The sequence below is a fragment of the Streptomyces sp. NPDC002870 genome, assembly GCF_042888505.1.
Classification (GTDB): domain Bacteria; phylum Actinomycetota; class Actinomycetes; order Streptomycetales; family Streptomycetaceae; genus Streptomyces.
On the sequence record NZ_JBIAPW010000041.1, the window covers coordinates 13,347 to 38,530 of the forward strand.

The 25,184-nt window shown below is 68.8% G+C and carries 25 protein-coding genes; 5 read left to right on the plus strand and 20 right to left on the minus strand.

All coding sequences use genetic code 11. The annotated features are described in order from the left end of the window. Positions 1–57: 57 nt before the first annotated feature. From tatA to ACFYWY_RS33315, 9 genes are all read right to left on the minus strand, one after another. Positions 58–351 (minus strand): Sec-independent protein translocase subunit TatA, encoded by a 294-nt coding sequence (tatA, locus tag ACFYWY_RS33275; RefSeq protein WP_389193591.1) that lies wholly within the window; start codon positions 349–351, stop codon positions 58–60. A 210-nt stretch (positions 352–561) separates the two neighbouring features. Beyond that, positions 562–759, minus strand: a complete 198-nt coding sequence (locus ACFYWY_RS33280; protein ID WP_389193594.1) for a hypothetical protein — start codon at positions 757–759, stop codon at positions 562–564. 18 nt (positions 760–777) lie between these two features. Continuing rightward, on the minus strand, positions 778–1,032 hold the full coding sequence (locus tag ACFYWY_RS33285; RefSeq protein WP_389193596.1) for a hypothetical protein: 255 nt from the start codon (positions 1,030–1,032) through the stop codon (positions 778–780). Between the two features lie 15 nt (positions 1,033–1,047). Next, the gene (locus tag ACFYWY_RS33290; protein WP_389193598.1) at positions 1,048–2,004 is read right to left on the minus strand and encodes a helix-turn-helix transcriptional regulator; all 957 of its coding nucleotides are present in this window, start codon (positions 2,002–2,004) and stop codon (positions 1,048–1,050) included. Positions 2,005–2,021: 17 nt separating this feature from the next. Then, complete coding sequence (locus tag ACFYWY_RS33295) at positions 2,022–2,978, minus strand: helix-turn-helix transcriptional regulator (protein WP_389193600.1); 957 nt, start codon at positions 2,976–2,978, stop codon at positions 2,022–2,024. 115 nt (positions 2,979–3,093) lie between these two features. Then, positions 3,094–3,465 carry an FKBP-type peptidyl-prolyl cis-trans isomerase gene (locus tag ACFYWY_RS33300; protein WP_389193603.1) on the minus strand — a complete coding sequence of 124 codons (372 nt, stop codon included), beginning with the start codon at positions 3,463–3,465 and terminating at the stop codon, positions 3,094–3,096. Positions 3,466–3,536: 71 nt separating this feature from the next. Continuing rightward, positions 3,537–4,478 (minus strand): FKBP-type peptidyl-prolyl cis-trans isomerase, encoded by a 942-nt coding sequence (locus ACFYWY_RS33305; protein ID WP_389193606.1) that lies wholly within the window; start codon positions 4,476–4,478, stop codon positions 3,537–3,539. A gap of 109 nt (positions 4,479–4,587) precedes the next feature. Beyond that, positions 4,588–5,949 carry a Pup--protein ligase gene (pafA, locus tag ACFYWY_RS33310; RefSeq protein ID WP_389193609.1) on the minus strand — a complete coding sequence of 454 codons (1,362 nt, stop codon included), beginning with the start codon at positions 5,947–5,949 and terminating at the stop codon, positions 4,588–4,590. A gap of 9 nt (positions 5,950–5,958) precedes the next feature. Next, positions 5,959–7,227, minus strand: coding sequence for an MFS transporter (locus ACFYWY_RS33315; protein WP_389193612.1), 1,269 nt, complete (start codon positions 7,225–7,227; stop codon positions 5,959–5,961). Between the two features lie 134 nt (positions 7,228–7,361). On the opposite strand from ACFYWY_RS33315, the gene ACFYWY_RS33320 reads away from it, so the two are divergent. Beyond that, a complete protein-coding gene (locus tag ACFYWY_RS33320; RefSeq protein ID WP_389193615.1) occupies positions 7,362–8,447 on the plus strand; it encodes a LacI family DNA-binding transcriptional regulator in 1,086 nt (361 codons plus the stop codon). A gap of 67 nt (positions 8,448–8,514) precedes the next feature. Then, positions 8,515–9,570, plus strand: a complete 1,056-nt coding sequence (locus ACFYWY_RS33325) for a hypothetical protein (protein WP_389193618.1) — start codon at positions 8,515–8,517, stop codon at positions 9,568–9,570. Positions 9,571–9,637: 67 nt separating this feature from the next. On the opposite strand, the gene prcA is transcribed toward ACFYWY_RS33325, so the two are convergent. The 5 genes from prcA to arc all read right to left on the minus strand — a co-directional run bounded on the left by prcA (position 9,638) and on the right by arc (position 15,352). Next, positions 9,638–10,402: a proteasome subunit alpha gene (prcA, locus tag ACFYWY_RS33330; RefSeq protein WP_389193621.1), complete on the minus strand. Its 765-nt coding sequence runs from the start codon at positions 10,400–10,402 to the stop codon at positions 9,638–9,640. 36 nt (positions 10,403–10,438) lie between these two features. Continuing rightward, positions 10,439–11,284: a proteasome subunit beta gene (prcB, locus tag ACFYWY_RS33335; RefSeq protein ID WP_389193624.1), complete on the minus strand. Its 846-nt coding sequence runs from the start codon at positions 11,282–11,284 to the stop codon at positions 10,439–10,441. A gap of 171 nt (positions 11,285–11,455) precedes the next feature. Then, a complete protein-coding gene (locus ACFYWY_RS33340) occupies positions 11,456–11,674 on the minus strand; it encodes a ubiquitin-like protein Pup (protein WP_326648749.1) in 219 nt (72 codons plus the stop codon). Positions 11,675–11,811: 137 nt separating this feature from the next. Then, entirely contained in the window at positions 11,812–13,323 is a 1,512-nt protein-coding gene (dop, locus tag ACFYWY_RS33345; RefSeq protein ID WP_389193628.1) for a depupylase/deamidase Dop, read from the minus strand. Between the two features lie 262 nt (positions 13,324–13,585). After that, complete coding sequence (arc, locus tag ACFYWY_RS33350; RefSeq protein ID WP_389193631.1) at positions 13,586–15,352, minus strand: proteasome ATPase; 1,767 nt, start codon at positions 15,350–15,352, stop codon at positions 13,586–13,588. Between the two features lie 253 nt (positions 15,353–15,605). Here arc and ACFYWY_RS33355 point away from each other — a divergent pair, with 253 nt between their 5' ends. Then, positions 15,606–15,917, plus strand: a complete 312-nt coding sequence (locus ACFYWY_RS33355) for a ferredoxin (RefSeq protein WP_389193634.1) — start codon at positions 15,606–15,608, stop codon at positions 15,915–15,917. 4 nt (positions 15,918–15,921) lie between these two features. On the opposite strand, the gene ACFYWY_RS33360 is transcribed toward ACFYWY_RS33355, so the two are convergent. From ACFYWY_RS33360 to ACFYWY_RS33370, 3 genes are all read right to left on the minus strand, one after another. After that, positions 15,922–16,491 (minus strand): hypothetical protein, encoded by a 570-nt coding sequence (locus ACFYWY_RS33360; RefSeq protein ID WP_389193637.1) that lies wholly within the window; start codon positions 16,489–16,491, stop codon positions 15,922–15,924. Between the two features lie 184 nt (positions 16,492–16,675). Next, entirely contained in the window at positions 16,676–17,563 is an 888-nt protein-coding gene (locus ACFYWY_RS33365; RefSeq protein WP_108147786.1) for a tRNA (adenine-N1)-methyltransferase, read from the minus strand. 56 nt (positions 17,564–17,619) lie between these two features. Continuing rightward, positions 17,620–18,867, minus strand: a complete 1,248-nt coding sequence (locus ACFYWY_RS33370; RefSeq protein WP_389193640.1) for a site-2 protease family protein — start codon at positions 18,865–18,867, stop codon at positions 17,620–17,622. A 112-nt stretch (positions 18,868–18,979) separates the two neighbouring features. On the opposite strand from ACFYWY_RS33370, the gene ACFYWY_RS33375 reads away from it, so the two are divergent. Then, positions 18,980–19,819 (plus strand): RecB family exonuclease, encoded by an 840-nt coding sequence (locus tag ACFYWY_RS33375; RefSeq protein WP_389193642.1) that lies wholly within the window; start codon positions 18,980–18,982, stop codon positions 19,817–19,819. A gap of 131 nt (positions 19,820–19,950) precedes the next feature. Continuing rightward, the gene (locus tag ACFYWY_RS33380) at positions 19,951–20,622 is read left to right on the plus strand and encodes a response regulator (RefSeq protein WP_389193644.1); all 672 of its coding nucleotides are present in this window, start codon (positions 19,951–19,953) and stop codon (positions 20,620–20,622) included. A gap of 105 nt (positions 20,623–20,727) precedes the next feature. On the opposite strand, the gene ACFYWY_RS33385 is transcribed toward ACFYWY_RS33380, so the two are convergent. The 3 genes from ACFYWY_RS33385 to ACFYWY_RS33395 form a co-directional block, all read right to left on the minus strand. Continuing rightward, positions 20,728–22,317, minus strand: a complete 1,590-nt coding sequence (locus tag ACFYWY_RS33385; protein ID WP_389193647.1) for an ABC transporter substrate-binding protein — start codon at positions 22,315–22,317, stop codon at positions 20,728–20,730. Between the two features lie 62 nt (positions 22,318–22,379). After that, positions 22,380–23,975, minus strand: a complete 1,596-nt coding sequence (locus ACFYWY_RS33390; RefSeq protein WP_389193650.1) for an ABC transporter substrate-binding protein — start codon at positions 23,973–23,975, stop codon at positions 22,380–22,382. A gap of 451 nt (positions 23,976–24,426) precedes the next feature. Further along, on the minus strand, positions 24,427–25,128 hold the full coding sequence (locus ACFYWY_RS33395; protein WP_389193653.1) for an HAD family hydrolase: 702 nt from the start codon (positions 25,126–25,128) through the stop codon (positions 24,427–24,429). Positions 25,129–25,184: the final 56 nt, after the last annotated feature.

A 25,184-nucleotide genomic window follows, 5' to 3' on the forward strand; every position in this document is an offset into this window, starting at 1 on the left:
GCTTGAGCAACCCACGTCCTCATCTCGTGCGGCAGGCCGTGATCGGTGGCCTTGGGGTCAGCGCTGGGGGGTGGTGTCAGAGGGCTCGTTGACGGGCCGAGCGCTCGTCACATCGCCGGGCGACGCCTGGATCGTACGAGGGGCAGCCTGACCCTGGGCCGGGTCCTGCGGCGGGTCGGCCGGAGTGGCGGACGGCTGGCCCTCGGTCTTCATCGCCTTCGCTTCGCTCTTCAGGATCCGGGCCGACTTACCCAGCGAACGGGCCATCTCGGGAAGCTTCTTGGCCCCGAAGAGCAAGACGACGACGAGAAGGATGAGACTGATCTCGAGGGGACCGATCTGTCGGAACATAGCTGGTGTCTACCTTCTCACCGAGGCGGCATAGGGCTGAGCTGCTGATCACGCCGGACTGGTGTCCGAACCGTAACCGGCTGCGATCGTAACTCTCACGGGTGAACGCAGGGCAATCCCCTTGCATACTCCCGTTGCGGCCGACGCCTCATTGCCTGCCGCCGCTTATCAGCCTACCGCCCGAGTCGCCCTCACATCAGGGTGCACCCGCTACCGCAAGGCCTCGCCTGTACGCGCCAGATCCGTCGCCGCCCTCTCCAACTCCTCCGACGCACGGTTGATCCGCTCAGTCGTGCGGGCCACCTCACGGCCCAGGCGCTGGGCCTCGATGAAGACCCTGATGCCGAGGACGCCGAGCACGGCGATCCCGAGGAAGCCGAGGGCGATGGCGAGCATGGGCCAGAGCATGGGCAGAGCCTAGACGTCTCAGAGGGAGGAGTGGAGGCGCAGCGTCCGCACACCGCCGCCGGTGAGGAGTTCGACGATGCGCTCCCCCGCCGGCTTGCGAACCGCGGACCCGCACTCCGGGCAGGTGAAGGAGTAGAACGTGGTGCGCGCGCTCGCGCCGATCGCCAGCCGCAGGGCCCCCGCCGAGAGCTCGAAGCCGGCGCGGCAGTCGGGGCAGGCGGCCTTGAAGAGCACCGGCGCCATCTGGGCCGCGATTCCTGACATCACAGACATGTGGCGCGAGTCTCCCTATTCCTGACCGTCGTAGGCCGCGAGTGCCTCGCGCGCCGCCAGCCGGGCACTGTCCGCCAGGTCCTGCGGCGAGACGATCCGCCCGTCCTGTCCCAGCCGCAGCGCCAGTCGGCGCAGCGAGGCAGGCTCAGGCGTACGCAGACTGATGCGCAGCCCGCCGTCCGGCAGCTCGTCCGCGCTGTCGTGCGGGTAGTACTCCGCGACCCAGCGACCCCCGGGGCCGACCTCTACCACGACCTCGGGGTCGTCGGCGGACGGCTGCACAAGCCCCTCCGACAAATCGCGCAGCTCCAGCTCGGGCGGGGCCGCGGGCGCGTCCAGCAGTCTGATCTCCGCCACCCTGTCGAGCCGGAAGGTCCTGCGCGCCTCGGAGAGACGGCACCAGGCCTCCATATACGTATGTCCCACGGCGAAGAGCCGGATCGGGTCGACCTCGCGCTCGGTGAGCTCGTCACGCGCGGGCGAGTAGTACTTCAGCCACAGGCGCCGCCGCTCCGAGATCGCCCGGTCGACATCCGCGAAGACGCCGCCCTCGGACTCGAAGGTCACCGACAGCCGGGAGCTGGCGCCCGCCGCCTCGCCCGCCGCGGCCTCCAGCTTGGCGGTGGCCCGCAGCAGCGCGTCCCGGTCACTCTCGCGCAGTCCCGGCAGCGTGGCCACGGCGCGCGCCGCGACCAGCAGCGCGGTCGCCTCGTCGGCAGCGAGCCGCAGCGGCTCGGCGACATCGTCGGGGTTGTGCCACCAGATGCGCTCACCGTCGGTGTCGATGTCGAGCAGATCGCCGCCGCGGAAGCTCGTCCCGCACATCGGCAGTACGTCGAGGTCGGAGATCAGCTCGTCCTCGGTGATCCCGAAGGCGCGGGCGACGTCACCGACGCGCGCGCCGGGGCGCTCCCGCAGATAGGTCACCAGCGAGAGCATCCGCCGGGTCTGGTCAATGGCATTGGCGGCCATGGTTGTACGAGTCCCCCTCAGCCTTTGGCCACGGCGCGCAGCCGGTCCACCACATCGGCCCGCAGATCCGCGGGCTCCAGTACGACGACGTCCGGGCCGAACTCCACGAGCCAGGCGTCGAGCCCGTGACCGTACGGAATCTCCAACTCGTCCCAGCCCTCACCCAGTTCCCGTATCGACTTCGCCCTGGACCGCAGCGGATAGCCGCAGCCGGTGCGCAGCCGGATCCGCGCGGAGCGGGTCGCGGTCTCCCCGGCCCAGGTCTCGACGGTCTCCCGGACGGTGACGACGTCGGGGACGGGCGCGGTGAAGGAGCCGGCGCGCGAGCGGACCCGGCCGGTGATGCGCGACAGCCGGAAGACCCGCTCGGCGCCGCGGTCCCGGTCCCAGCCCGCCAGATACCAGTGGCCGCGCCAGCACTCGAGCGTCCATGGCTCGACATGGCGCGGCTCGGGGCGCGCGGCGTTCGCCTTGCGGTAGTCGAAGATGACCGGGCGGCGGTCGCGGCAGGCGAGCATCAAAGGCTCGAAGGCGGCCTCATGGACCGGGATGCGGGGTTCGAGTGCGCTGTGGTGTGCCTCGTACGAATCCTCGGCCTCGGGCATGCCGGCCGCGCGCAGCTTCTGCAGGGCGCCGCTGGCGGCTCCGGCGAGCCGCGCCTGCTGCCAGACCCTGGCGGCGAGGCCGAGCGCTGCGGCCTCCTCGGCGTCGAGCGTGATGGCGGGCAGCCGGTTGGAGTCGCGGCGGGCAAGATAGCCGGTGTCGCCGTCGAGATTCTCCACCGTCTCGATGACCAGGCCGAGTTCGCGCAGATCATCCTTGTCGCGCTCGAACATCCGGTTGAAGGAGTCGTCGGAACCGGCCTCGAGGTAGGCCTCGATGGACCCGCGCAGTTCGCGCTTGCTGAGCGGGCGGCGGGTCCCCAGCAGGCACAGCGCCAGATTCATCAGCCGCTCGGCCTTGGCAATGGCCATCGACGCCCTTCCTCACAGTGCTTCCGATCGTTGACCGTACCGCTCCGGAGCGTCGGGACCAAAGCCGAGGGCCCATGCCACAAGGCATGGGCCCTCGTTCACTGTCCGTACGAGGTCAGACGGCGACCAGGTCACAGACGAAGATCAGCGTCTCGCCGGGAGCGATACGGCCGCCGGCGCCGCGGTCGCCGTACGCGAGGTGCGCGGGGATGGTCAGCTGGCGGCGGCCGCCGACCTTCATGCCCTGCACGCCCTGGTCCCAGCCGGAGATGACCTGGCCGACGCCGAGCTGGAACTGCAGGGGTGTGCCCCGGTTCCAGGACGCGTCGAACTCCTCGCCGGTGGAGAAGGCCACACCGACGTAGTGGACGGAGACGGTGTCGCCCGCCTTGGCCACCGGGCCGTCACCCTCCCAGATGTCCTTGATCTCCAGGTCGGCCGGCGGCTCGCCACCCGGGAAGTCGATCTCGGGCTTCTCGATGCTCACTGAACTGCTCCTCTAAATGATGAACGGGGCAACCAAGACAGTCTTACACCTTTGTCCCCACCCATTGGTCCTTACACCTTGGTCAGCAGGTCCACGGCGAAGACGAGCGTCGAGTTCTTCGGAATGCCCTGCTGCTCCTTGGCCCCGAATGCCTGGTCCGGCGGGATGACGAGGAGCACGCGGCTGCCGACCTTCTTGCCCACGACGCCGTCCTTGAGGCCCTTGAGCGTCACCTGTCCCAGCGGGAAAGTCTGGGTCTTACCCGCCTGATAGGTGCTGTCGAACTTCTTGGCGCCGTCCCAGAGGTACGCCTCGTACTTCACGACGACGGTGTCCTTCGCCGTCAGCACAGGGCCCGTGCCTTCCAGGACGTAATTGGAGACGAGCTTCTTCGGCGCGTCGGACTTGGGGAAGGTGACCGAGGGCGCCTTGCCGTCGGTGTTGGTGCCCACCTTCGGCAGGTCGATGTTGTCCTGGGCGACCTCGGTGCCCTTGGCGGACAGCGGTACCTGAGTGGACTTCAGGATGTCGATGACGAAGACGAGGGTGGCGTTCGGCTTGATGTCGCCCTGGCCCTGCGCGCCGTAGCCGAGCTCCGGCGGGATCGACATCTCGATACGGCTGCCGACCTTCTGGCCCTCGAGGCCCTTGTCCCAGCCCTGGATGACGCCACCGGCGCCCAGCGTGAGGTCGAAGGGCTGCTTGCGGTCGAAGCTGTTGTCGAAGGGCTTGTTCGAGTCCCAGGCCTGGCCGAGGTAGTTGACCTGGACCGGGTCGCCCTTCTTCAGCGTCGCGCCCTTGCCCTCGCTGATCGTCTCGACCTTCAGCGCCTTGGGCGGATCACCTTCGCCCTTCGCCAGAGTCGGCTTCTCACCGAACTGGGCGCCGGCGGTGATCGCGGGCAGTCCGTTCTTGGTCGAGGTGGAGTCGGAGCCCTTGTCGTCGTCACTGCCGCACGCCGCCGCGGACAGCAGCAGCAGGGGGACGACGAGAAGGCCGGCAAGTCGGCGCACGTGTTCCTCAGATCTCAGACGGCACATTAGTTGCCCGACACTCTAGGGCGTGCCAAGGGCCCCGCACGAGAAACGTACGGGGCCCGAGTGGCGTTCCACCGTCTGAGACCTACATGCCGGCGATGAGCTTCTCCACCCGGTCGTCGACCGACCGGAAGGGGTCCTTGCACAGCACGGTGCGCTGCGCCTGGTCGTTGAGCTTGAGGTGCACCCAGTCGACGGTGAAGTCCCGCCGCTGCTCCTGCGCCCGGCGGATGAAGTCGCCGCGCAGCCTGGCCCGGGTGGTCTGCGGGGGCACGGACTTGCCCTCGAAGATCTTCAGGTCGTTGCAGATCCGGGCGGCCTGCCCCTTGCGCTCCAGCAGGTAGTACAGCCCGCGCCTGCGGTGGATGTCGTGGTACGCGAGGTCTATCTGCGCGACTCGCGGATGCGACATGGTCATGTTGTGCTTGGCGCGGTAGCGCTCGATGAGCTTGTACTTCATGACCCAGTCGATCTCGGTGCCGATCCGGTCGAGGTCCTCCGCCTCGATCGCGTCGAGCGTGCGGCCCCACAGCTCCAGGACCTGCTCGACGGTGCCGGTGCGGATTCCACGCCGGTCGACGAAGTCCACGGCCTTCTCGTAGTACTCACGCTGTACTTCGAGGGCGGAGGCCTCGCGGCCGCTGGCCAGGCGCACCTTGCGCTGGCCGGTGATGTCGTGGCTGACCTCGCGGATCGCCCGGATGGGGTTCTCCAGGGTCAGATCGCGCATCACGGTGCCCGCCTCGATCATGCGCAGTACGAGATCGGTCGCGCCGACCTTCAGCAGCATCGTCGTCTCGGACATGTTCGAGTCGCCGACGATGACGTGGAGGCGGCGGTAGCGCTCGGCGTCGGCGTGCGGTTCGTCGCGGGTGTTGATGATCGGGCGCGAGCGGGTGGTGGCGGAGCTGACGCCCTCCCAGATGTGCTCGGCGCGCTGGCTGACGCAGTAGACAGCGCCGCGCGGGGTCTGCAGCACCTTGCCCGCGCCGCACAGCAGCTGACGGGTGACCAGGAACGGGATGAGAATGTCCGCCAGCCGGGAGAACTCTCCGTGGCGGGCGACGAGATAGTTCTCGTGGCAGCCGTAGGAGTTTCCCGCCGAGTCGGTGTTGTTCTTGAAGAGATAGACGTCGCCCGCGATTCCCTCCTCGTGCAGGCGGCGTTCGGCGTCGACGAGCAGGCCTTCGAGAATGCGCTCGCCGGCCTTGTCGTGGGTGACCAGTTCGGTCACGTTGTCGCATTCGGGAGTTGCGTATTCCGGATGCGAACCCACGTCGAGGTAGAGGCGGGCGCCGTTCCGCAGGAAGACATTGCTGCTGCGGCCCCATGAGACAACACGGCGGAAGAGGTAGCGCGCCACTTCGTCAGGTGACAGTCGGCGCTGTCCCCTGAACGTGCACGTGACGCCGTACTCGTTCTCCAGCCCGAAAATGCGGCGGTCCATGTCTGAACATTACGCCTCACGGCCTGAGCTGAAACCGGGTTCGGCAGCACCGTTTCGATCATTTTCCGATGAGCCTGCGATGTCCTTGGTACGCCCGGGAACTGCGAGGACCCGCTGAGTGCCCGTCAGGACCAGCAGCGCGGCGATGCCGCCGGCTCCCGCGACGGCGAAGCTCCAGGAGGTTCCGCCCAGCTCGACCGCCGGGCCTGCGACGGCGGTTCCGGCCGCGGCGCCGACGCCGAAGGTGGTGACGAGCCAGGAGAACGCCTCTGTGACGGTGCCGCTCGGGGCATGCCGGTCGACGACGATGAAGGCGCAGGCGATCGCGGGCGCGAGGAAGAGGCCGGAGACGGCGGCGAGCGCGGTCATGGCGACCACACCGGGGGTGAGCGCGAGCGGCAGATAGCCGAGCGCGAGCAGGCCGACGATGACGCGGAGGCGGCGTTCGGGGGCTCCGGCCCACTGGCGGGCGCCGTAGGCCGTGCCGCCGATGAGCGCGCCGAGGCCCAGCGCAGCCATCAGCCAGCCGTACACCGACTCACGGCCGTGGTCGTCGGCGTACGCGACTCCGGCCACGGTGATCGAGCCCAGCGCGAGGCCGACGAAGAAGAAGCACCCGAGCAGGGCGAGCAGGCCGGGCGAGCGCAGTGCGCCCAGCCAGTGGGCCTCGCGGGGTGCGGAGCGCCAGCCGCGGGAGGGTACGGAGAGTACGACGGAGAGCGCGCCGAGGACGCCGATGACGTTGATGACGAGGAGGGCGGCACCGGCCGACCAGAGCGAGACGAGCAGCGTGACCAGCAGCGGGCCGACGGTGAACATGATCTCCTGCGCGACGGCGTCCATGGCGTAGGCCCGGTGCACCCGGTCCTCGCCGCCCAGGACGCTGGGCCACAGGGCGCGCAGTCCGCCTTCGAGGGGCGGGGTGAACACGCCCGCGACGGCGACGGCCGCGTACGCGACGGGCAGCGCGCCGATGCCGACAGCGGCCAGGAGCACCATGCCGAGGGCGGAGACGACAGCGGCGGGGAACTGGACGCGCGGCTGTCCGTGCAGGTCGACGGCGCGGCCGAGGAGGGGCTGGCCTATCGCAGTCGCTATGCCGTACACGGCGGCGAGCCCTCCGGCGAGGCTGTAGCTGCCGCCCTCTGCGCGGGTGAACAGGACTATGGCAACGGGGGCGGTGGCGTTGGGCAGCCGCCCCACGAGCGTCCCGGCGAGCAGCCGTGTGGCGTGCGGCGCCTTGAGGATGTCTGCGTAGCCGGTGGCTCCCGCGGCCATGTTCCCCCCTCTCACCCGGGCATGACCCGAGGTTTTACGTATAACGCCTTCGGTCATACGTACCATGTCGACAGTCCGCGGGTCCACCGCGGCGGCGTACCTGAACAAGTGGCTTGCGGCTGAGGACGGCACCGATGGCACACGGGTCCCCCAAGGACCACCCCGCGGTACCGGGCCAGGGGGCGTCTCCCCCGCCGGTCGGGCACCGCCCCGGCACCCCCCGGCCCACCAGCCGGGACGTCGCCCGCGCCGCCGGCGTGTCGCAGGCCACCGTGTCCCTCGTCCTCGGCGAGAAATGGCGCGGCCGGGTCTCCGAGCGCACCGCCGGGCTCGTACGGGATGCCGCGCGGCAGCTCGGCTACCGGCCCAACCTCGCCGCGCGCAATCTGCGGCTCGGGCGCACCAGGACCGCGCTGCTCGTGGTCCCGGCCCTCACCAACGAGTTCTTCGCCCGGGTCTACACGGGCGCGGCCACCATCGCTTCCGAGCACGGCTTCGGCGTGGTGCTCTACCCCTCCCCCGAAGGCGTCGGCCCCGCCAGGGACCCCTTCGCCTCGGCCCGCGCCGCGCTCGACGGCGTGATCGCGTCCTCCATGGCCGCCCAGGCCCTGACCGCCATCCGCGGTACGGATCTCCCGCTGGTGATGATCGACAGCGACCCCGCCGACCCGGGCGCCGCGGCCCACGTCAATCTCGACATCGCCGACGGCATGCGGCAGATGTCGGCCCATCTGCTGGCGCTCGGCCATCGCCGCTTCGTCCACCTCGCATCGGCCGTGTCCTCCTGGACCTTCGACGTACGGGCCCGGGCGCTCGCCACGGCACTGCGTGACATCCCCGACGCGGTCGTACGGACCGTCCCCGCACCCCTCGACGTGGCCGGCGCGCGCGAGGCCGCGGAGCGGGCGCTCACGGGCCCGGGGCCGCGGCCCACCGCGATCGTGTGCGACGACGACGTTCTGGCCGCCGGCGCCTGCAAGGCGGTACGGCGGCTGGGCCTGCGGGTCCCCGATGACGTGTCCGTCACCGGCTTCGACGACCTCGCGCTCGCCACCGCCGTCGAGCCGGAGCTCACCACGGTCAGCCTGCCCGCGGAACGGGTCGGCGAGCGCGGCATGTCCGCCCTGCTCGCGATCCTCGAAGGCCGTCCGCCCGAGGAGGGCGACCTCCCGGTCGAACTGGTCGTACGCGGCTCGTCGGCTCCCGCACGGACCGTCTGAACCCGTCCGGATGGTCCGTAGCCATCCGCCTTGAGCCCACGACACCCAGCGTGGAACGATCACGATCATGACGAGTACGGCCGAGAACCCGATCGACGCGACGCTGATCGGGACGGTCCCCGCAACAGGCTCCGTAACACCGCTCTCGGGGGACCGGCTGGTCGTCAGAACCGATGAGCGCCTCGAGATCCACGACGCGGAGACCTTCCTCTCCGGCATCCCCGCCCCCACCCAGAGCCTGCGCCTCCCGCCGTACGCCGCGGCCACCCCGCTGCCCGGCGGCGGCCTCGTCGTCGCCGAGGGATCCAGGATCCGCGTCGTCGGCCCCGCCGGCGCCACCCGCTGGGAGCTGCGGCACGCCCGCTGGCACGGCGGGCACCGTGACCCGCGCCCGCCCGGCCCGCCCGCCGTGAGCCCGGACGGCAGTCTCGTCAGCGTCCTCGTGCCGACGCTCGCCACCGGCGAGCGCGCCGCGATACTGGTCCAGGACGTTTCGCCCCGGCATCGCTACGCGCGCGACACCCTGCTGCTCCTCGACGCCGCGTCCGGCGACGTCCGGGCTCGCCGCCCGATCGGGGCCGTCGCCTCGGACGTGACGCAACGGTGGCATCCGGACGGCTCGCTGCTCGCGCTCTCCTGCTGGACGGCCTGGTACAGCTGGTCGACCTGGTGGATCGAGCCGCGCCACGACGGGCTGCACATCCGCGGCGGCACGACGATGCGCGAGGTGATCGGCTTCCTGCCCGCGGCCTCCCGAGTGCTCACCATCCGGCGCGCCGAGGGAATCGCGTACAACGACGACCGCGACGAGCTCGCGTCCCACGATGTTTGCGCCGACGACCCGGCCGGGCTGTTCGACCTCGGCGAGCTCGCGGTCGACCGCGACAACGACGAGTTCGCCGGCGCGTATCTGATCGACGGCACGCACGTCCTGGTCACCGGCCGGATCTACCTGCCCGGGCGGCCGGTTTCTGTGCGTCACTGGCTGTGCGACGCGGTGACACTCCGCCCGCAGGGCCGGGTGCGGTATCCGGTGGCCGTCGGCGGCGATGTGACCCCGCTCGGCGACGGCACCTGGCTCACCCGGGACCGCACCCGCCTCCACCGCTGGGCACTCCCCTGACCCGGGCATACGGCTGCGCCCCGGTCCGCACGGGCGGTCCGGGGCGCAGTCGGGTCGGGCCGGCGGGCTACTCCTCGCCGTCCTCGGTCTCCTCGGTGTCCGACGGCGCGTCCGTCGGCGTCGACGCGGCACCGTCGGCCTCCAGCAGCCGGGACAGCTGCCGTCCGACGATGCGCTTGAACTTCCGGGCCTGCGGTCGCGTACGGTCCAGCACCGCGACCTCCAGCCGGTCCGCGGGGATCTCCCGATCGCTGCCGTTGGGCTGGTTGGACAGGGCCTGTACGGCCAGCTTCAAGGCCTCGGCCAGCGACATCCCGTCGCGGTGGCGCTGGTCCAGGAAGGTACTGATCTGCTCCGCGCTGCCGCCGACCGCGACCGAGCCGTGCTCGTCCACGATCGATCCGTCGTGCGGCAGCCGGTAGATCTGGTCGCCCTCGGGAGTGGCGCCGACCTCGGCGACGACCAGCTCCACCTCGTACGGCTTCTCGGCCGCGCTGGAGAAGATCGTGCCCAGCGTCTGGGCGTAGACGTTGGCGAGACCACGGGCGGTCACATCGTCACGGTCGTAGGTGTAACCGCGCAGGTCGGCGTAGCGCACACCGCCGATCCGGAGGTTCTCGTACTCGTTGTACTTACCGGCGGCGGCGAAGCCGATCCGGTCGTAGATCTCACTGAATTTGTGCAGCGCACGGGACGGGTTCTCACCGACGAAGACAATGCCGTCGGAGTACTGCAGCACGACGAGGCTGCGACCACGGGCGATGCCCTTGCGGGCGTATTCCGCCCGATCGGCCATGGCCTGCTGGGGTGAGACATAGAACGGCGTCGACACCGGCTATCCGTCCCTTTCTGTCAGTGGCGAGAGCATTCAGAGCAGCGCGGCGCGCGGGCCGTCGGGCTGTTCGAGGCGGCGCTCCAGGATCGAGCGGGCGATCTCGGAGGACTCGGCCTCGGTGAGCCTGCGGAAGCCCTCGTCGGTGATGACGGTGACGATCGGATAGATCCGCCGGGCCACATCGGGCCCGCCGGTCGCCGAGTCGTCGTCGGCCGCGTCGTACAGCGCCTGGATGACCAGGGTGGTGGCCTGCTGCTCCGTCAGGTCCTCGCGATAGAGCTTCTTCATCGCTCCGCGGGCGAAGATCGAACCAGAGCCGGTGGCCGCGAATCCGTGCTCCTCGGAGCGGCCGCCTGTGACGTCGTACGAGAAGATCCGGCCCTTCTCGCGGTCGACGTCGTACCCCGCGAAGAGCGGCACCACGGCCAGGCCCTGCATGGCCATGCCGAGGTTGCTGCGGATCATCGTGGACAGCCGGTTCGCCTTGCCCTCCAGGGAGAGTTGGGCGCCTTCGACCTTCTCGAAGTGCTCCAGCTCCAGCTGGAAGAGCTTGACCATCTCCACGGCGAGGCCGGCGGTGCCTGCGATGCCCACCGCCGAGTACTCGTCGGCCGGGAAGACCTTCTCGATGTCGCGCTGCGCGATCATGTTGCCCATGGTCGCCCGCCGGTCACCGGCGAGCACCACACCGCCGGGGAACGTCGTCGCGACGATGGTCGTGCCGTGCGGTGCCTCGATGGCGCCCTGTACGGGCGGCAGGATGCGCTTGCCGGGCAGCATCTCCGGGGAGTGCTGGCCCAGGAAGTCCATGAACGAGGACGAGCCGGGCGTCAGGAAGGCTGCCGGCAGACGCCCGGTGCTACGAGGGTTGGCTTCCACGCGTTTCCTTCCGGATAGGCGGCGGCCCGCCATGTTCGGGCGCGGGCCGATCTTTCGAACTGTGCACGGACCTTACCCGCGCCATCGCCGGTCATCCGCCCCGGTGCCACCGGCTTTCGCCGACGGTCCGGGACAGACAACTGGGGGTACCCCCAACGAAGTTAGGGGGACCTACTCTCCGCCCTTCTGAACGAAGGACCTCACGAAGTCCTCGGCGTTCTCCTCGAGGACGTCGTCGATCTCGTCCAGTACGGAGTCGACATCGTCCGACAGCTTCTCCTGGCGCTCCTTGAGGTCCTCCGAAGCCTGCGCCTCCTGCGTCTGCTCCTCGGTCTCCTCGGTGGAACGCGTGGCTTTCTGCTGCCCGCCGCCGGTGTCCTTGGTCGCCATATCCCTCACCCCGCTCGGTTTGCCCTGACGTGAGTTCGTTCGGTCAAGATCAGACCCTACAAGCAGGGTCCGACATCGGCCCCGCACTTGCCTCAACGTCCGGGGACCACCTCGATGATTCCCGGACGAGGACCATTTCAGCCCCCGGACAGCACCCGGACCAGGTCTTCCGCGGTGCGGCAGCGGTCCAGCAGCTCCTTGACGTGGTTGCGCGTGCCGCGCAGCGGCTCCAGGGTCGGCACCCGCTGCAGAGAGTCACGGCCTGGCAGATCGAAGATGACCGAGTCCCAGGAGGCCGCGGCCACATCGTCGGCGTACTGCTCCAGGCAGCGGCCGCGGAAGTACGCCCGGGTGTCCTCAGGGGGCTTCGTCCCGGCCCGTGCGACGTCCTGCTCGTCCAGCAGCCGTTTCATCTTGCCGCGGGCCGCCAGGCGGTTGTACAGGCCCTTCTCGGGGCGTACGTCGGCGTACTGGAGGTCGACCAAGTGCAGCCGCGCCGCGTCCCAGCCCAGGCTGTCCCGCCGCCGGTAGCCCTCCATGAGCTCCTTCTTGGCGATCCAGTCCAGCTCCCCGGACAGGCTCATCGGGTCGTTCTCGAGCCGGTTGAGGGTGTCCTCCCAACGGACCAGGACGTCCTTGGTCTGGTCGTCGGCGTCCGCGCCGAAGCGCTCCTCGACGTACTTGCGGGCCAGCTCGAAGTACTCCATCTGGAGCTGGACCGCGGTGAGTGTCCGGCCGCTGCGCAGCGTGACCAGGCGCTTGAGGGTCGGGTCGTGGGAAACCTGGTGCAGGGTGCGTACCGGCTGGTCGACCGCCAGGTCCACCGCGATGAAGCCGTCCTCGATCATCGACAGGACCAGGGCCGTCGTGCCCAGCTTGAGGTAGGTGGAGATCTCGGACAGGTTCGCGTCGCCGATGATCACATGCAGCCGGCGGTACTTCTCGGCGTCGGAGTGGGGCTCGTCCCGGGTGTTGATGATGGGCCGCTTCAGCGTGGTCTCGAGCCCGACCTCGACCTCGAAATAGTCGGCGCGCTGGCTGATCTGAAAGCCGTGTTCATGGCCGTCCTGGCCGATTCCGACCCGTCCGGCACCAGTGACGACCTGCCGGGACACGAAGAACGGCGTCAGGTGGCGCACGATGTCCGAGAAGGCGGTCTCCCGCTTCATCAGGTAGTTCTCGTGCGTCCCGTAGGACGCGCCCTTGTTGTCGGTGTTGTTCTTGTACAGGTGGATCGGCTGGGCGCCGGGGAGCTGGGCCGCGCGCTCGGCGGCCTCCGCCATGATCCGCTCGCCCGCCTTGTCCCACAGGACGGCGTCCAGCGGATTGGTGACCTCGGGCGAGCTGTACTCGGGGTGCGCATGGTCGACGTACAGCCGTGCACCGTTGGTGAGGATCACATTGGCCAGGCCGATGTCCTCGTCGGTGAGCTGGCTGGAGTCGGCGGCCTCGCGGGCGAGGTCGAAGCCGCGGGCGTCCCGCAGCGGATTCTCCTCCTCGAAGTCCCAGCGGGCGCGCCGCGCCCTGTGCATCGCCGCCGCGTAGGCATTGACGATCTGGGACGAGGTGAGCATGGCATTGGCGTTCGGGTGGCCAGGGACGGAGATTCCGTACTCCGTCTCGATGCCCATTACTCGCCGTACGGTCATGCGGCCCTCCTTGCCCGGCGGCGCTCCCCTCCGGGAACGGCGCTCAAGTACCGCTGTCTCTCCGGTGCCTGTGCGGTGCCCGTCCCCGCACTGCGCGACTCGGCGGTACCGAAGAGCCTAGAACGCCTCTGCACTGGTGGGGAGATCAATTTCGTCATTGCTCCGGTATGGCTGGACCTGTCGGAAAAGCATTCGGCTGCGGATGCCTGTCCCCCCTGCCCTCGGCGGGGGGACCCCCAGCATCCGCAGCCGGTCTGCGTTTCTACAGGTACTGACCGGTATTCGCCACCGTGTCGATGGAACGTCCGGTGTCCGCGCCCTGCTTTCCGGTGACAAGGGTGCGGATGAACACGATCCGCTCGCCCTTCTTTCCGGAGATCCGGGCCCAGTCGTCCGGGTTGGTGGTGTTCGGCAGGTCCTCGTTCTCCTTGAACTCGTCCACGCATGCCTGGAGGAGGTGGGAGACCCGAAGGCCCTTCTGGTTGTGGTCGAGGAAGGCCTTGATGGCCATTTTCTTGGCCCGGTCGACGATGTTCTGGATCATCGCGCCGGAGTTGAAGTCCTTGAAGTACAGGACTTCCTTGTCGCCGTTGGCGTACGTGACCTCGAGGAAGCGGTTCTCCTCGGACTCCGCGTACATCTGCTCGACGACGGACTGGATCATCCCGTGCGCCGCCGCTTCCTTGGAGCCATTGTGCTCGGACAGGTCGTCCGAGTGCAGCGGCAGCGAGGCCGTCAGGTACTTGGCGAAGATGTCCTTTGCGGCCTCCGCGTCCGGACGCTCGATCTTGATCTTCACATCGAGCCGGCCGGGGCGCAGGATCGCGGGGTCGATCATGTCCTCGCGGTTGGAGGCGCCGATGACGATGACGTTCTCCAGGCCCTCCACACCGTCGATCTCGGCCAGCAGCTGCGGAACGATGGTGTTCTCCACGTCCGAGCTGACGCCGGAACCACGGGTGCGGAAGAGGGATTCCATCTCGTCGAAGAAGACGATGACGGGGGTGCCCTCGCTCGCCTTCTCCCGGGCACGCTGGAAGACGAGGCGGATGTGCCGCTCGGTCTCGCCGACGTACTTGTTGAGGAGCTCGGGGCCCTTGATGTTGAGGAAGTAGCTCTTCCCCGCGGGCTGGCCGGTCACCTCGGCGACCTTCTTGGCAAGGGAGTTGGCGACGGCCTTCGCGATCAGCGTCTTGCCGCATCCGGGCGGGCCGTAGAGCAGGATGCCCTTCGGCGGCCGCAGTTCGTGCTCCTTGAAGAGGTCCGGGTGGAGGTACGGAAGCTCGACCGCGTCGCGGATCATCTCGATCTGGCCGCCCAGACCGCCGATCTTGTCGTAGTCGACGTCCGGGACCTCTTCGAGGACGAGCTCTTCGACCTCGCTCTTCGGGATCACTTCATAGACATAGCCGGAGCGGGGCTCGAGCAGCAGGGCGTCGCCGGGACGGATGGTGGTGTCCAGCAGCGTCTCCGCAAGCCGCACCACCCGTTCCTCGTCGGTGTGCCCGAGCACCAGGGCGCGCTCGCCGTCCTCGAGGATCTCCTTGAGGGTGACGATGTCCCCGGCGCGCTCGAACTGCATGGCCTCGACCACGTTGAGCGCCTCGTTGAGCATGACTTCCTGGCCGCGCCTGAGCTCGTCGAGCTCGACGCTGGGGCTGACATTCACCCGGAGCTTGCGGCCCCCGGTGAAGATGTCACAGGTGCCGTCCTCGTTGGCCTGCAGGAAGACACCGAAGCCGGCCGGTGGCTGAGCGAGCCGGTCGACCTCCTCCTTGAGGGCCACGATCTGGTCGCGGGCCTCACGGAGCGTGTTGGCGAGCCGCTCATTCTGTGCGGAGACGCCGGCCAGGTTGGTCTGCAACTCGACGATCCGCTCTTCGAGAATCCTCGTATGACGCGGAGAGTCGGCGAGCTTGCGGCGCAGGACGGCGATTTCCTGCTCGAGATAGGCAACCTGACCGGCGGGGTCTTCAGACCCTCGCCCCGGCCGGATGCCGCGGTTGATGTCGTCGTCGTGGGCTGCCACGGTCCTCACCTCCTCCATGGGGAGCTGGACGCTTCCTGACCCTACCTGGGCGGGTGGTGATTGAAACCCCTAGATCACAAAGACGGTCGGGGTGTGTCCGATCTTCACCCTTGCGCTCTCCCTCTCGCCAGGGGAATACCCACCCATCAACATCGGAAAGCGGGCGGTTGTATGGTCGAAGCGTTCAACACCCGTCAGGGCTGGCACGACTTGCTTCACATTGCTACACCCGACGAAGGAAACGGCAGGAGATATGACCGTGCAGCACGAGGCCCCCAGCGAAGGCGTCGGGGAGGCCCTGGAGGTCTGGATCGACCAGGACCTCTGCACGGGGGACGGGATCTGTGTGCAGTACGCCCCCGAGGTCTTCGAGCTGGACATCGACGGGCTCGCGTATGTGAAGAGCGGCGGCGACGAACTGCTCCAGAACCCGGGCGCCACAACGCCCGTACCACTGCCGCTCCTGAGGGACGTCGTGGACTCCGCGAAGGAGTGCCCGGGCGACTGCATCCATGTGCGACGCGTTTCGGACAGGGTCGAGGTCTACGGCCCCGACGCAGAGTGACAAATCACATACTGCGCGCTTGCACCCCGGCGCTGCGGACGAACTTCCCGCCCTGCCACTGCCACTTGACCTTCTCCAGTTGGTCGGGACAGCAGCTCGGCACGTCCGGCGAGGAGTAGCCGAGCAGCGTTGCCGTAACCGCTCCGTCACGTACGGCGAAGTCCTTGACGGAGAGCTTCTGTGCGGGCTCGATCAGCGTCGCGACGACGCGCGGGTCCGTGCCCCTGCCCCGGGTCAGTACGTACATGCCGCTCGGCGGAGTACCGGAGCCTGCGTCGCACCGGGCCACGGCCACTGTCTCCGGGCTGCCGTCGCCGTCCAGATCGCCCGAAGCCCTGTGGGTCACGACAGTCTTCGCCCCGCCGCACTCCAGCGGGAGCTGTACGCCCGCCGGATCGGGGGCAGCGGCCGCAACGGTGCCCGTTCCGGGCGCGCCCGCCTGGGACGCGGTGGCGGCCCTGGGCTGCAGCAGTCCGGCGGCAGCGACGACCGCGGCCATCGCCGTCGCCGTGGCCAGCCAGTGCACCGGGCGGGCGTGGGTGTGCGCGAGGTCCGGGACGGCGGAGGTCTGCACGCGGGATGTCTCCTGTGGCGGCGGTCCGGTGGGGGTGGCCTGCATCGTGCCATACGTCACAGTGGGCGCGGAACAGCGGGGTCCGAATGCGTTCGTCAAGAAGCGGTCAACGCGACGACGCCGCCGTCGAGTTCCCCGCGGTGTCGCGGGAACTCGACGGCGGCGTCGTCGCGTTGTGCGAGTGTCAGCCCTTGTTGGGGCCTTCGTAGTCATCGCCGTACGCGCCCTTGGCGGGGCGGCGGCGGCGCATCGGGGGCTCCACACCGTCGGCGAGACGGCGGGCGGTGACGAGGAAGCCGGTGTGGCCGATCATCCGGTGATCGGGGCGGACGGCCAGGCCTTCGACGTGCCAGTTGCGGATCATCGATTCCCAGGGCTGCGGTTCGGCGAAGCAGCCGATCTCGCGGATGGATTCCACGGTCCGCGCCAGCTGGGTGGTGGTCGCGACGTAGCAGCAGAGAATGCCGCCGGGGACGAGCGCCTTGGAGACGGCCTCCAGGCACTCCCAGGGGGCGAGCATGTCCAGAATCACGCGGTCGACATCGGCGTCGGTCAGGTTGTCCTGGAGGTCGCCGACGGTGAGCTGCCAGGCGGGGTGCGGGCCGCCGAAGTAGCGCTCCACGTTCTGCTGGGCGATCTCGGCGAAGTCCTCGCGGCGCTCGTAGGAGTGCAGCATGCCGTGGTCGCCGATGGCGCGCAGCAGGAAGCTGCTCAGCGAGCCGGAGCCGACCCCCGCCTCGACGACTCGCGCACCGGGGAAGATGTCGGCGAAGGCCAGGATCTGCCCCGCGTCCTTGGGGTAGACCACGGCGGCGCCGCGGGGCATGGACAGGACGTAGTCGGGGAGCAGGGGGCGCAGCGCGAGGTAGGCGACGTTTCCCGTGGTACGGACAACACTGCCCTCTGGAGCGCCGATCAACTCGTCGTGCGGGAAGGAACCCTTGTGGGTGTGAAAATTCTTCCCGGCCTCGAGAGTGAACGTGTAGTGGCGTCCCTTGGGATCGGTGAGCTGGACCTGGTCCCCGACCTTGAAGGGCCCGCGTCGGCGGGCGGCACCGGTCGGTTCGGACATGTGACCAGCCTACCGGCCCCCGTCGGCCCCGGGGACCACGCGCCTTGGCGGAGCCTTCAGGCAGACGGCCGCGCCATCGCCGCCACGAAAGCGCGCTCCACGTCCGCCGTGGACAGTACGCCGTAGATCTCGCCCGTCTTCTCGACCACCAGGTACTCCGTGGCCGGGGACGCCCTCAGCTTGTCGAGGAGGGCCTCGCCCGCCAGTTCGGCCGGGACCTTCATGCCTTCCGTCAGATCCTGTGCGAGGCCGCTGACCGCCACCCACGGGCGGCGGTGTTCCGGGACACCGACGATCGCGCTCTCGCGGACCAGGGCCTTCGGCTCGCCGTGGCCGTCGACGACGACCAGCGCGCGGGCCCCCGCCTCGTTGGCACGGCGCAGGGCCTCGGAGAGCGGGGTGTCGGACTCGACGGGGACGGCGCGCCTGGTGAGCGTGCGGGCCTCCAGCTCGGGGAGGTGCTCGCGCAGCCGGGCCATGCGCAGGCTGTTGCCCGCACCGGTCCAGATGATCGCGGCCAGAATCGCGGCGAGCAGCGCGTCGGTGACCGTCTCCATGCCGCCGATGTCCTCGGTGGCGTTGCCGAGGGCTCCGGTGTGGGTGAGCAGCGGCAGGCCGATGAGCACGGCGACGGCCAGCGCCCGGCCGACCCAGGCCGCGGCGACGGTGCCCGCCATCGGCTTGCCGGTGATCTTCCAGACGACGGCACGCAGCATCCGGCCGCCGTCGAGCGGCAGCCCGGGCAGCAGATTGAACGCGGCGACGATGAGGTTGGAGATCATCAGGCCGGCCAGCAGCACACCCGGGACCGTGCCGGGCTCCACAGCCTGCATGCCGAGGTAGAAGACGCCTGACAGCACGAGTGAGAGCAGCGGCCCGACGAAGGCGAGGATGAACTCGCGGCCCGGGGTCTCGGACTCCTTCTCGATCTCGGAGACGCCCCCGAAGAACTGCAGCTGGATGCGGCGCACCGGCAGTTTGAAGCGCAGCGCGGCGATGGTGTGGGCCAGTTCGTGGACGAGTACGGAGGCGTAGAACGCGACCGCGAAGAAGAGGGAGACGAGATAGCGCGCGCTGCCGAGTTCCGGGAGCACGCGGTCGAGCTGACCGCCGAAGACCCAGGTGATGAGGGCCGCGACGATGAACCAGCTGGGGGCGACGTAGACCGGCACGCCGAAGGGACGGCCCATCAGAATGCCGCCGCCGGGGCCGTCGGAGCGCCGCGGCTTGCCGCTCTCGGGGTTCGCTCCCCGCGTACCGGACTGCGGCCGCTCGCGCTCACCGCTCTTGTCGTCCTCGTTCACGGGTCCCCTTCATTGCGAATGCGTCGCTCGCTCGCTCGATCATGCAGTGCGCGAGGGTCTGACGTCGATGGTATTCCGCTCGCTGTCAGTGGCGGGCCGTAGGGTCTGGGTCATGAGTACGAGTCAGCAGCCCACATCGCTGTCGCCGTCGCGGGCGAGCGACTTCATGCAGTGCCCTCTGCTGTACCGGTTCCGGGTGATCGACAAGCTGCCCGAGAAGCCCAGCGAGGCGGCTACCCGCGGCACGCTGGTGCATGCGGTGCTGGAGCGGCTCTTCGACGCCCCGGCGGCGGAGCGCACGGCTCCGCGCGCCAAGGCCCTGATCCCGGGCCAGTGGGACCGGCTGCTCGAGACCAAGCCGGAGCTGGGCGAGCTGTTCGCCCAGGACGCCGAGGGCGAGCGGCTGACGCGCTGGCTGGGCGAGGCGGAGCAGTTGGTGGAGCGTTGGTTCTCGCTGGAGGATCCGACCCGCCTGGAGCCCGCCGAGCGGGAGATGTTCGTCGAGACGGAGCTGGAGTCGGGGCTGCGGCTGCGCGGGGTCATCGACCGGGTCGATGTGGCGCCCACCGGCGAGGTGCGGATCGTCGACTACAAGACGGGCAAGGCCCCGCGCCCGGAGTACAGCGAGGGCGCACTGTTCCAGATGAAGTTCTACGCGCTGGTGATCTGGCGGCTGAAAAGCGTCGTCCCGCGCCGGCTGCAGCTGGTGTATCTGGGCAGCGGCGATGTGCTGACGTACGACCCGGTCCCGGCGGACCTGGAGCGGATGGAGCGCAAGCTGCTGGCGCTGTGGGACGCGATCAGACAGGCCACCGAGTCGGGTGACTGGCGGCCGCGGCCGACGAAGCTGTGCGGCTGGTGCGACCACCAGGCGGTCTGCCCGGAATTCGGCGGCACTCCCCCGCCTTATCCTGGTTTCGCCTCACCAGAACAATCGGATCAACCCAGCTGACCTGCGCTTTTCTGCCGGGGGCCCGGGGGTCGCCCCCCGCGAATGACGCAGCATCCGCTGAGCATTTCCCCGGCCGCTTCGGCCGAGGATGACCAGGGCAGAATGGGCCCGGTCCAAGCGAAGGAGTACCCGTGGCTATCCGCGTCCTACTGGTCGACGACCAACCCCTGCTGCGCACCGGATTCCGGATGATCCTGGAGGCGGAGCAGGACCTCGCGGTCGTCGGCGAGGCCGGGGACGGCCTCCAGGCCCTCGACCAGGTGCGGGCACTGCAGCCTGATGTGGTGCTGATGGACATCCGGATGCCCCGGATGGACGGCGTCGAGGCGACCCGGCAGATCACCGGCCCCGGCCGCGACGGCCCGGCGAAGGTCCTGGTGCTGACCACCTTCGACCTGGATGAGTATGTGGTGGAGGCGCTGCGGGCCGGCGCGAGCGGCTTCCTGCTCAAGGACGCGCCCGCCAATGAACTGATCCAGGCGATCCGGGTGGTGGCGGCGGGCGAGGCGATGCTGGCGCCGAGCATCACGCGCCGACTGCTCGACAAGTACGCGGACCATCTGCCGTCCGGCGAGGATCCGGTCCCGGACACGCTCCACACGCTGACCGATCGCGAGGTGGAGGTGCTCAAGCTGGTCGCGCGAGGGCTGTCCAATGCCGAGATCGCCGCGGATTTGTTCGTCAGCGAGACCACCGTCAAGACGCATGTGGGCCATGTGCTGACGAAGCTGGGTCTGCGCGACCGGGTACAGGCCGCGGTGTATGCGTACGAGAGCGGTCTGGTGCGCCCCGGCGCACAGTGAGCTGCCCGGCGCCTGGTGTACCCCGGTGCCTGGTGTCCCCCGGCGCCCAGTGGGCGGCGGGGGCCGGTGGGCGGCGGGGGCCGGTGGGCGGCGGGGGCCGGGCGGTCAGACCTTCTTGATCTCCCAGAACCGGAAGACGGTCGAGGCGTCCAGGGTCCACTCCAGGCCTGTGATGTTGCCGTAGGCCACGGCGTACTGCTTGCCCTGCCAGAGCGGCAGGATCGGCAGTTCCGCCGCCACCAGGTCCTGGAGCTCGCCGTACTGCTGCTCGGTGGCCGCCCGGTCGGCGACGGCGGCGGTCCCGGGGAGGATCGAGCCGGTGATCCGCTTGTTCTCGTAGTGGTTGCCGAGGACGTTGCCCTCGCCGAAGAAGGGCTGCGTGAAGTTGTCGGCGTCGGGGTAGTCGGGGATCCAGCCCTTTACATAGACGCCGTACTTCCCGGCCGCGATGTCCTTCTCGTACTGCTCGAAACCGACCGACTTCACCGTCGCGTCGAACAGCCCGCTGTCGTTGAGCTGCTTGGCGATCGCCTTGAACTCCTGGTCGGTGGCGGGGCCGTAGCGGCTCGGCGTGGACCAGAGGGTGAGCTTCACCTTGTCGCTGATGCCGGCGGAGCGCAGTGCCTTCTTCGCCTTCTCCGGCTGCGGACTGCCGCCGTACAGGTCGAAGTACGCGGTGTTGTGACCGGAGATGCCGGCCGGGACGATCGAGTAGAGGGAGGTCGCCGTGGACTGGTAGACATCCCGGACCAGGGCGTCGCGGTCGATGAGATGCGCAATCGCCTTGCGCACCCCGAGCTTGCCGACGACCGGGTCGTTGAGGTTGAAGACCAGGTGCTGCACCTCGGCGCTGGTTCCCTCGACGACCTCGATCCCCATGGCATCGGCCGACGCCGAGCCCTGGAGTCCGGATATGTCGTCTGCGGGCAGACCTCGGTAGGCGACGTCGACCTGGCCCTCACCGAGCGCCGACGCCAGCGCCTTCTGGTCGCTGTGGAAGAACTTCAGCTTGATGCCCGAGTTCTGCGCCTTGGCGGTGCCCTTGTAGTCGGCATTGAGCGAGAAGACAGCCTCGTTCTTGCCGTACGAGTCGAGCTTGTAGGGACCCGAGCCGACTGCCTTGCCGTCGGTGCGCAGCGTGTCGGCCTCGTACTCGCGGTGGTCGACGATGGAGCCGGCACCCGAGGCGATCTTGCTCGGGAAGGTGGCGTCGGGGGCCTTCAGCTCGAAGACGACCGTCTTCTCGTCCGGCGTCTCGATCTTGTCGATGGTGGAGAGCAGAGGCATGGGGCCCGCGTCGCTGGCGATCTTCCGCACACGCTCGAAGGAGAACTTCACATCCTCCGACGTCATGCTGTTCCCGTTGCTGAACTTCAGGCCGTCGCGCAGTGTGCAGCGGTAGACCGTGCTGCCGCCCTTGTCGAACGTGCAGCTCTCGGCCGCCTCCGGCTGCGGGATGGAGCTGCCCTTGGGGAAGCTGAGGAGCGACTGGAAGACGTTGTTGAACAACAGCCAGGAACCCGGGTCGTAGCCTGCCGCCGGGTCTGTGGCCAGGACCTCGTCCGACATTCCTATGACCAGCGACTCGGTGCCGCCGGAGGCGGCACCGTCCTTCTGATCGCCGCAGCCGCTCAACAGACCGGCCGCCAGTCCCGCCGCGAGCGGGGTGGTCAGCCACTTGATACCTGTCTTCACAGAACCGTGCCTCTGTTCTCTCGTACCATTCGGGGGCAATGTGCCCCGGGGAATGGTACGGGTCAGACGCCTCCCCGGCCCAACTCCCAAAGCTGCAGGTCCGAGCTGGAGTTGAGCAGCCGCTCGACGCCATTGACGCCGGTGCGGGCGGCGACGTACTGCTTGCCCTGCCACAGCGGCAGGAACGGCACGTCGGTGGCGACGATCTCCTGCATCTGAGTGAAGGCGTCGGACGCGGCGGTCCGGTCGGCGGCACGGCGCGACTGCGGGATGAGCTCCCGGGCCACGGTGCTCACGTACGGGGTGTTGAGGAAGCTGCCCTTGTCCAGGAACGGGGCGATGAAGCTGTCCGGGTCCGGGAAGTCGGGGAACCAGCCCATTCCGTAGACCGCGTAGTCACCGCGCTTCTCGGCGGGGACGAACTTCGACCACTCGGTGCCCTCGATGGTGACGTCGAAGAGCTTGGTGGCGTTCAGCTGGTTCTTGAGCGCCTCGAACTCCTTCGCCGTACCGGGACCGTAGTGGTCGGTCGTGTAGTGGAGCTTCAGCTTCACCGGCGTGGTGATGTCGGCGTCGCGCAGCATGTCCGCGGCCTTCGCGCGGCTCGGCTCGCCGTACTTGTTGTAGAAGGAGTTGGTGTGCGCCGCGATGCTCGACGGGATGAGCGAGTAGAGCGGCTCGGCGGTGGAGCCGTACACCTGGCCGGCGATCTGGCCGCGGTCGACGACTGCCGCCATGGCCTGCCGGACAGCCTTGTTCTTCACCGACGGGTCGTTGGTGTTGAAGCCGAGGTAGCGGATCTCCAGGCCCGGCATCTCGGTGAGCCGGATGTCCTCCTTGGGGTTCTCGGACAGATCCCTGATCTGCTCGGGCGACATCGCGCGGGTCATCATGTCGATGTCACCGGCTTCGAGCGCCTGGCCCATGGAGTCGGCGTCCGGGAACGACCGCAGTTCGACCTTGTCGTTGCGGAGCTTGATGTCGCCCTGGTAGGAGGGGTTCTTGGTGAAGATGACCTTGGCGATCTGGCCGCCCTTGGCCTCGGTCTTCATGGTGTACGGGCCGGAGCCGTCGACCTCGAAGCCCTCGCGGAGCTTCTTGCCCTCGTACTTCTTCTTGCTGACGATGGCGGCGACCGGTGTCGAGAGCTTGTACGGAAAGGTCGCGTCGGGCGTTGCGAGGTGGAAGACCACCTCGTCGCCGTTGGCCTCGATCGTGTCGATGTTCGCGAGGAGGGAGGCCGTGCCGCTGTCGGGGTTGATGTCCAGGACACGCTGGATGGAGAACTTCACGTCCTCGGCGGTGATGGCACTGCCGTCGGCGAACTTCAGCCCGCTGCGCAGCTTGCAGCGGTAGCTCTCGCTGACCTTGTCCGTGAAGCTGCACGACTGGGCCGCTTCGGGCACCGGCGCGCCGCCGCCGCTCGGATTGCGCGTCAGCGTCTGGACGGTCTGCCGCAGCACGCTCCACGAACCGGTGTCGTACGCGTAGGCCGGGTCGAGGGGCGCGGGCGCGTCCGCGGTCGCGATGAACTGGTCCGTGGTGCCCACGACAATGGCATCACCGCCGCCGGACCCGCCGTCCGACCCACCGCAGGCGACGAGCACGGGCGCGAGCAGGCCGACCACGGCCGGCAGCACCAGAGTCTTACGGTTCATCCTGGACGTTCTCCTCATCCGGCACTGGGTTACAGCGATGGCTAGGGCACTGCGCCGCGACCGCCCGTTCGGAGCGGTGCGATCGGGCCGGGGAAACAGAGCGGTCGGCACTGAGTTCCCCATGGCTGGGTGGCCGCCGAGACAGATCGATGATGCGACGAAGTTCTCGCGAAGAGATTAGTCGGAGACGTCAGGAAAGCGTGACCAGGGCCGAGTTGGGATCGCAACCACTCCGTGATCAGTCACGCCCGCGAGTGGACGAGCGCGCGACGGAATGATTCGTACACCACCCCACCAATGTGGACACAAGGGCAGGCCCGGCGCCCTTGGTCAGAGTGCAGAGTGATCCAGACCCACCTCTGCGTGACCACTCAGCGTGACGAACGTCACGCTATGAACCCCATTGACGAATGCAGACGAATGCAGGGGAGAAATACGGACCGTACACGCATCAGTTCATCGCGGTGATGAGGGTGCGCAGAAAGCCAAGGTCCACTTCTTCGAGTGACCGTACGACCACCCGGCCGTTTCCGGGTGCGATCGGCGCCACCGACGGTACGGCGACCACCCGGCAGCCGGCCGCCTCTGCGGCCGCCACACCGGTCGCCGTGTCCTCGATGACGGCGCATCTCGCAGGCTGGGCGCCCAGCCCCCGGGCGGCGAGCAGGTAGGGGTCCGGGTGCGGCTTCGTACGGGAGACCTCGTCACCCGCGACCGAGAGCGCGAAGTGCTGGGGCCCGAGGGAGGCGAGGACGCGGTCGATGATGCGGCGGTGGGAGGCGGAGACCAGTGCGGTGGGCACCTCGTGTGCGGCGAGCTCGGCGAGCAGCCGTGCGGCGCCCGGCATCAGCGGCACACCGCGCCCGATGCGGTCCTCGAATCGATCGTTGAGCAGCACGGTCAGCTCGGCCAGCGTGATGTCCGCGCCGGTGGCCGCGATGAGATAGCCGGCGCTGCGCGTCATGGGGCCGCCGACCACCACGTCCCGCCATGCCTCGTCGAGCTCATGGCCGAGATCGGCGAAGACCTCCACCTCCGCGTCCCACCAGAAGCCTTCGGTGTCCACGAGGGTGCCGTCCATGTCGAGGAAAACGGCCTGCAAGGCAGAGCCCTCGGCCGAACGGGTCAAGGACGCGGGGACCGTACTGGTCATCCGGCACACCTCCATCAGGGACGACAAGGCCGGTCGCCTCCCAGGTGGGGAAGGCA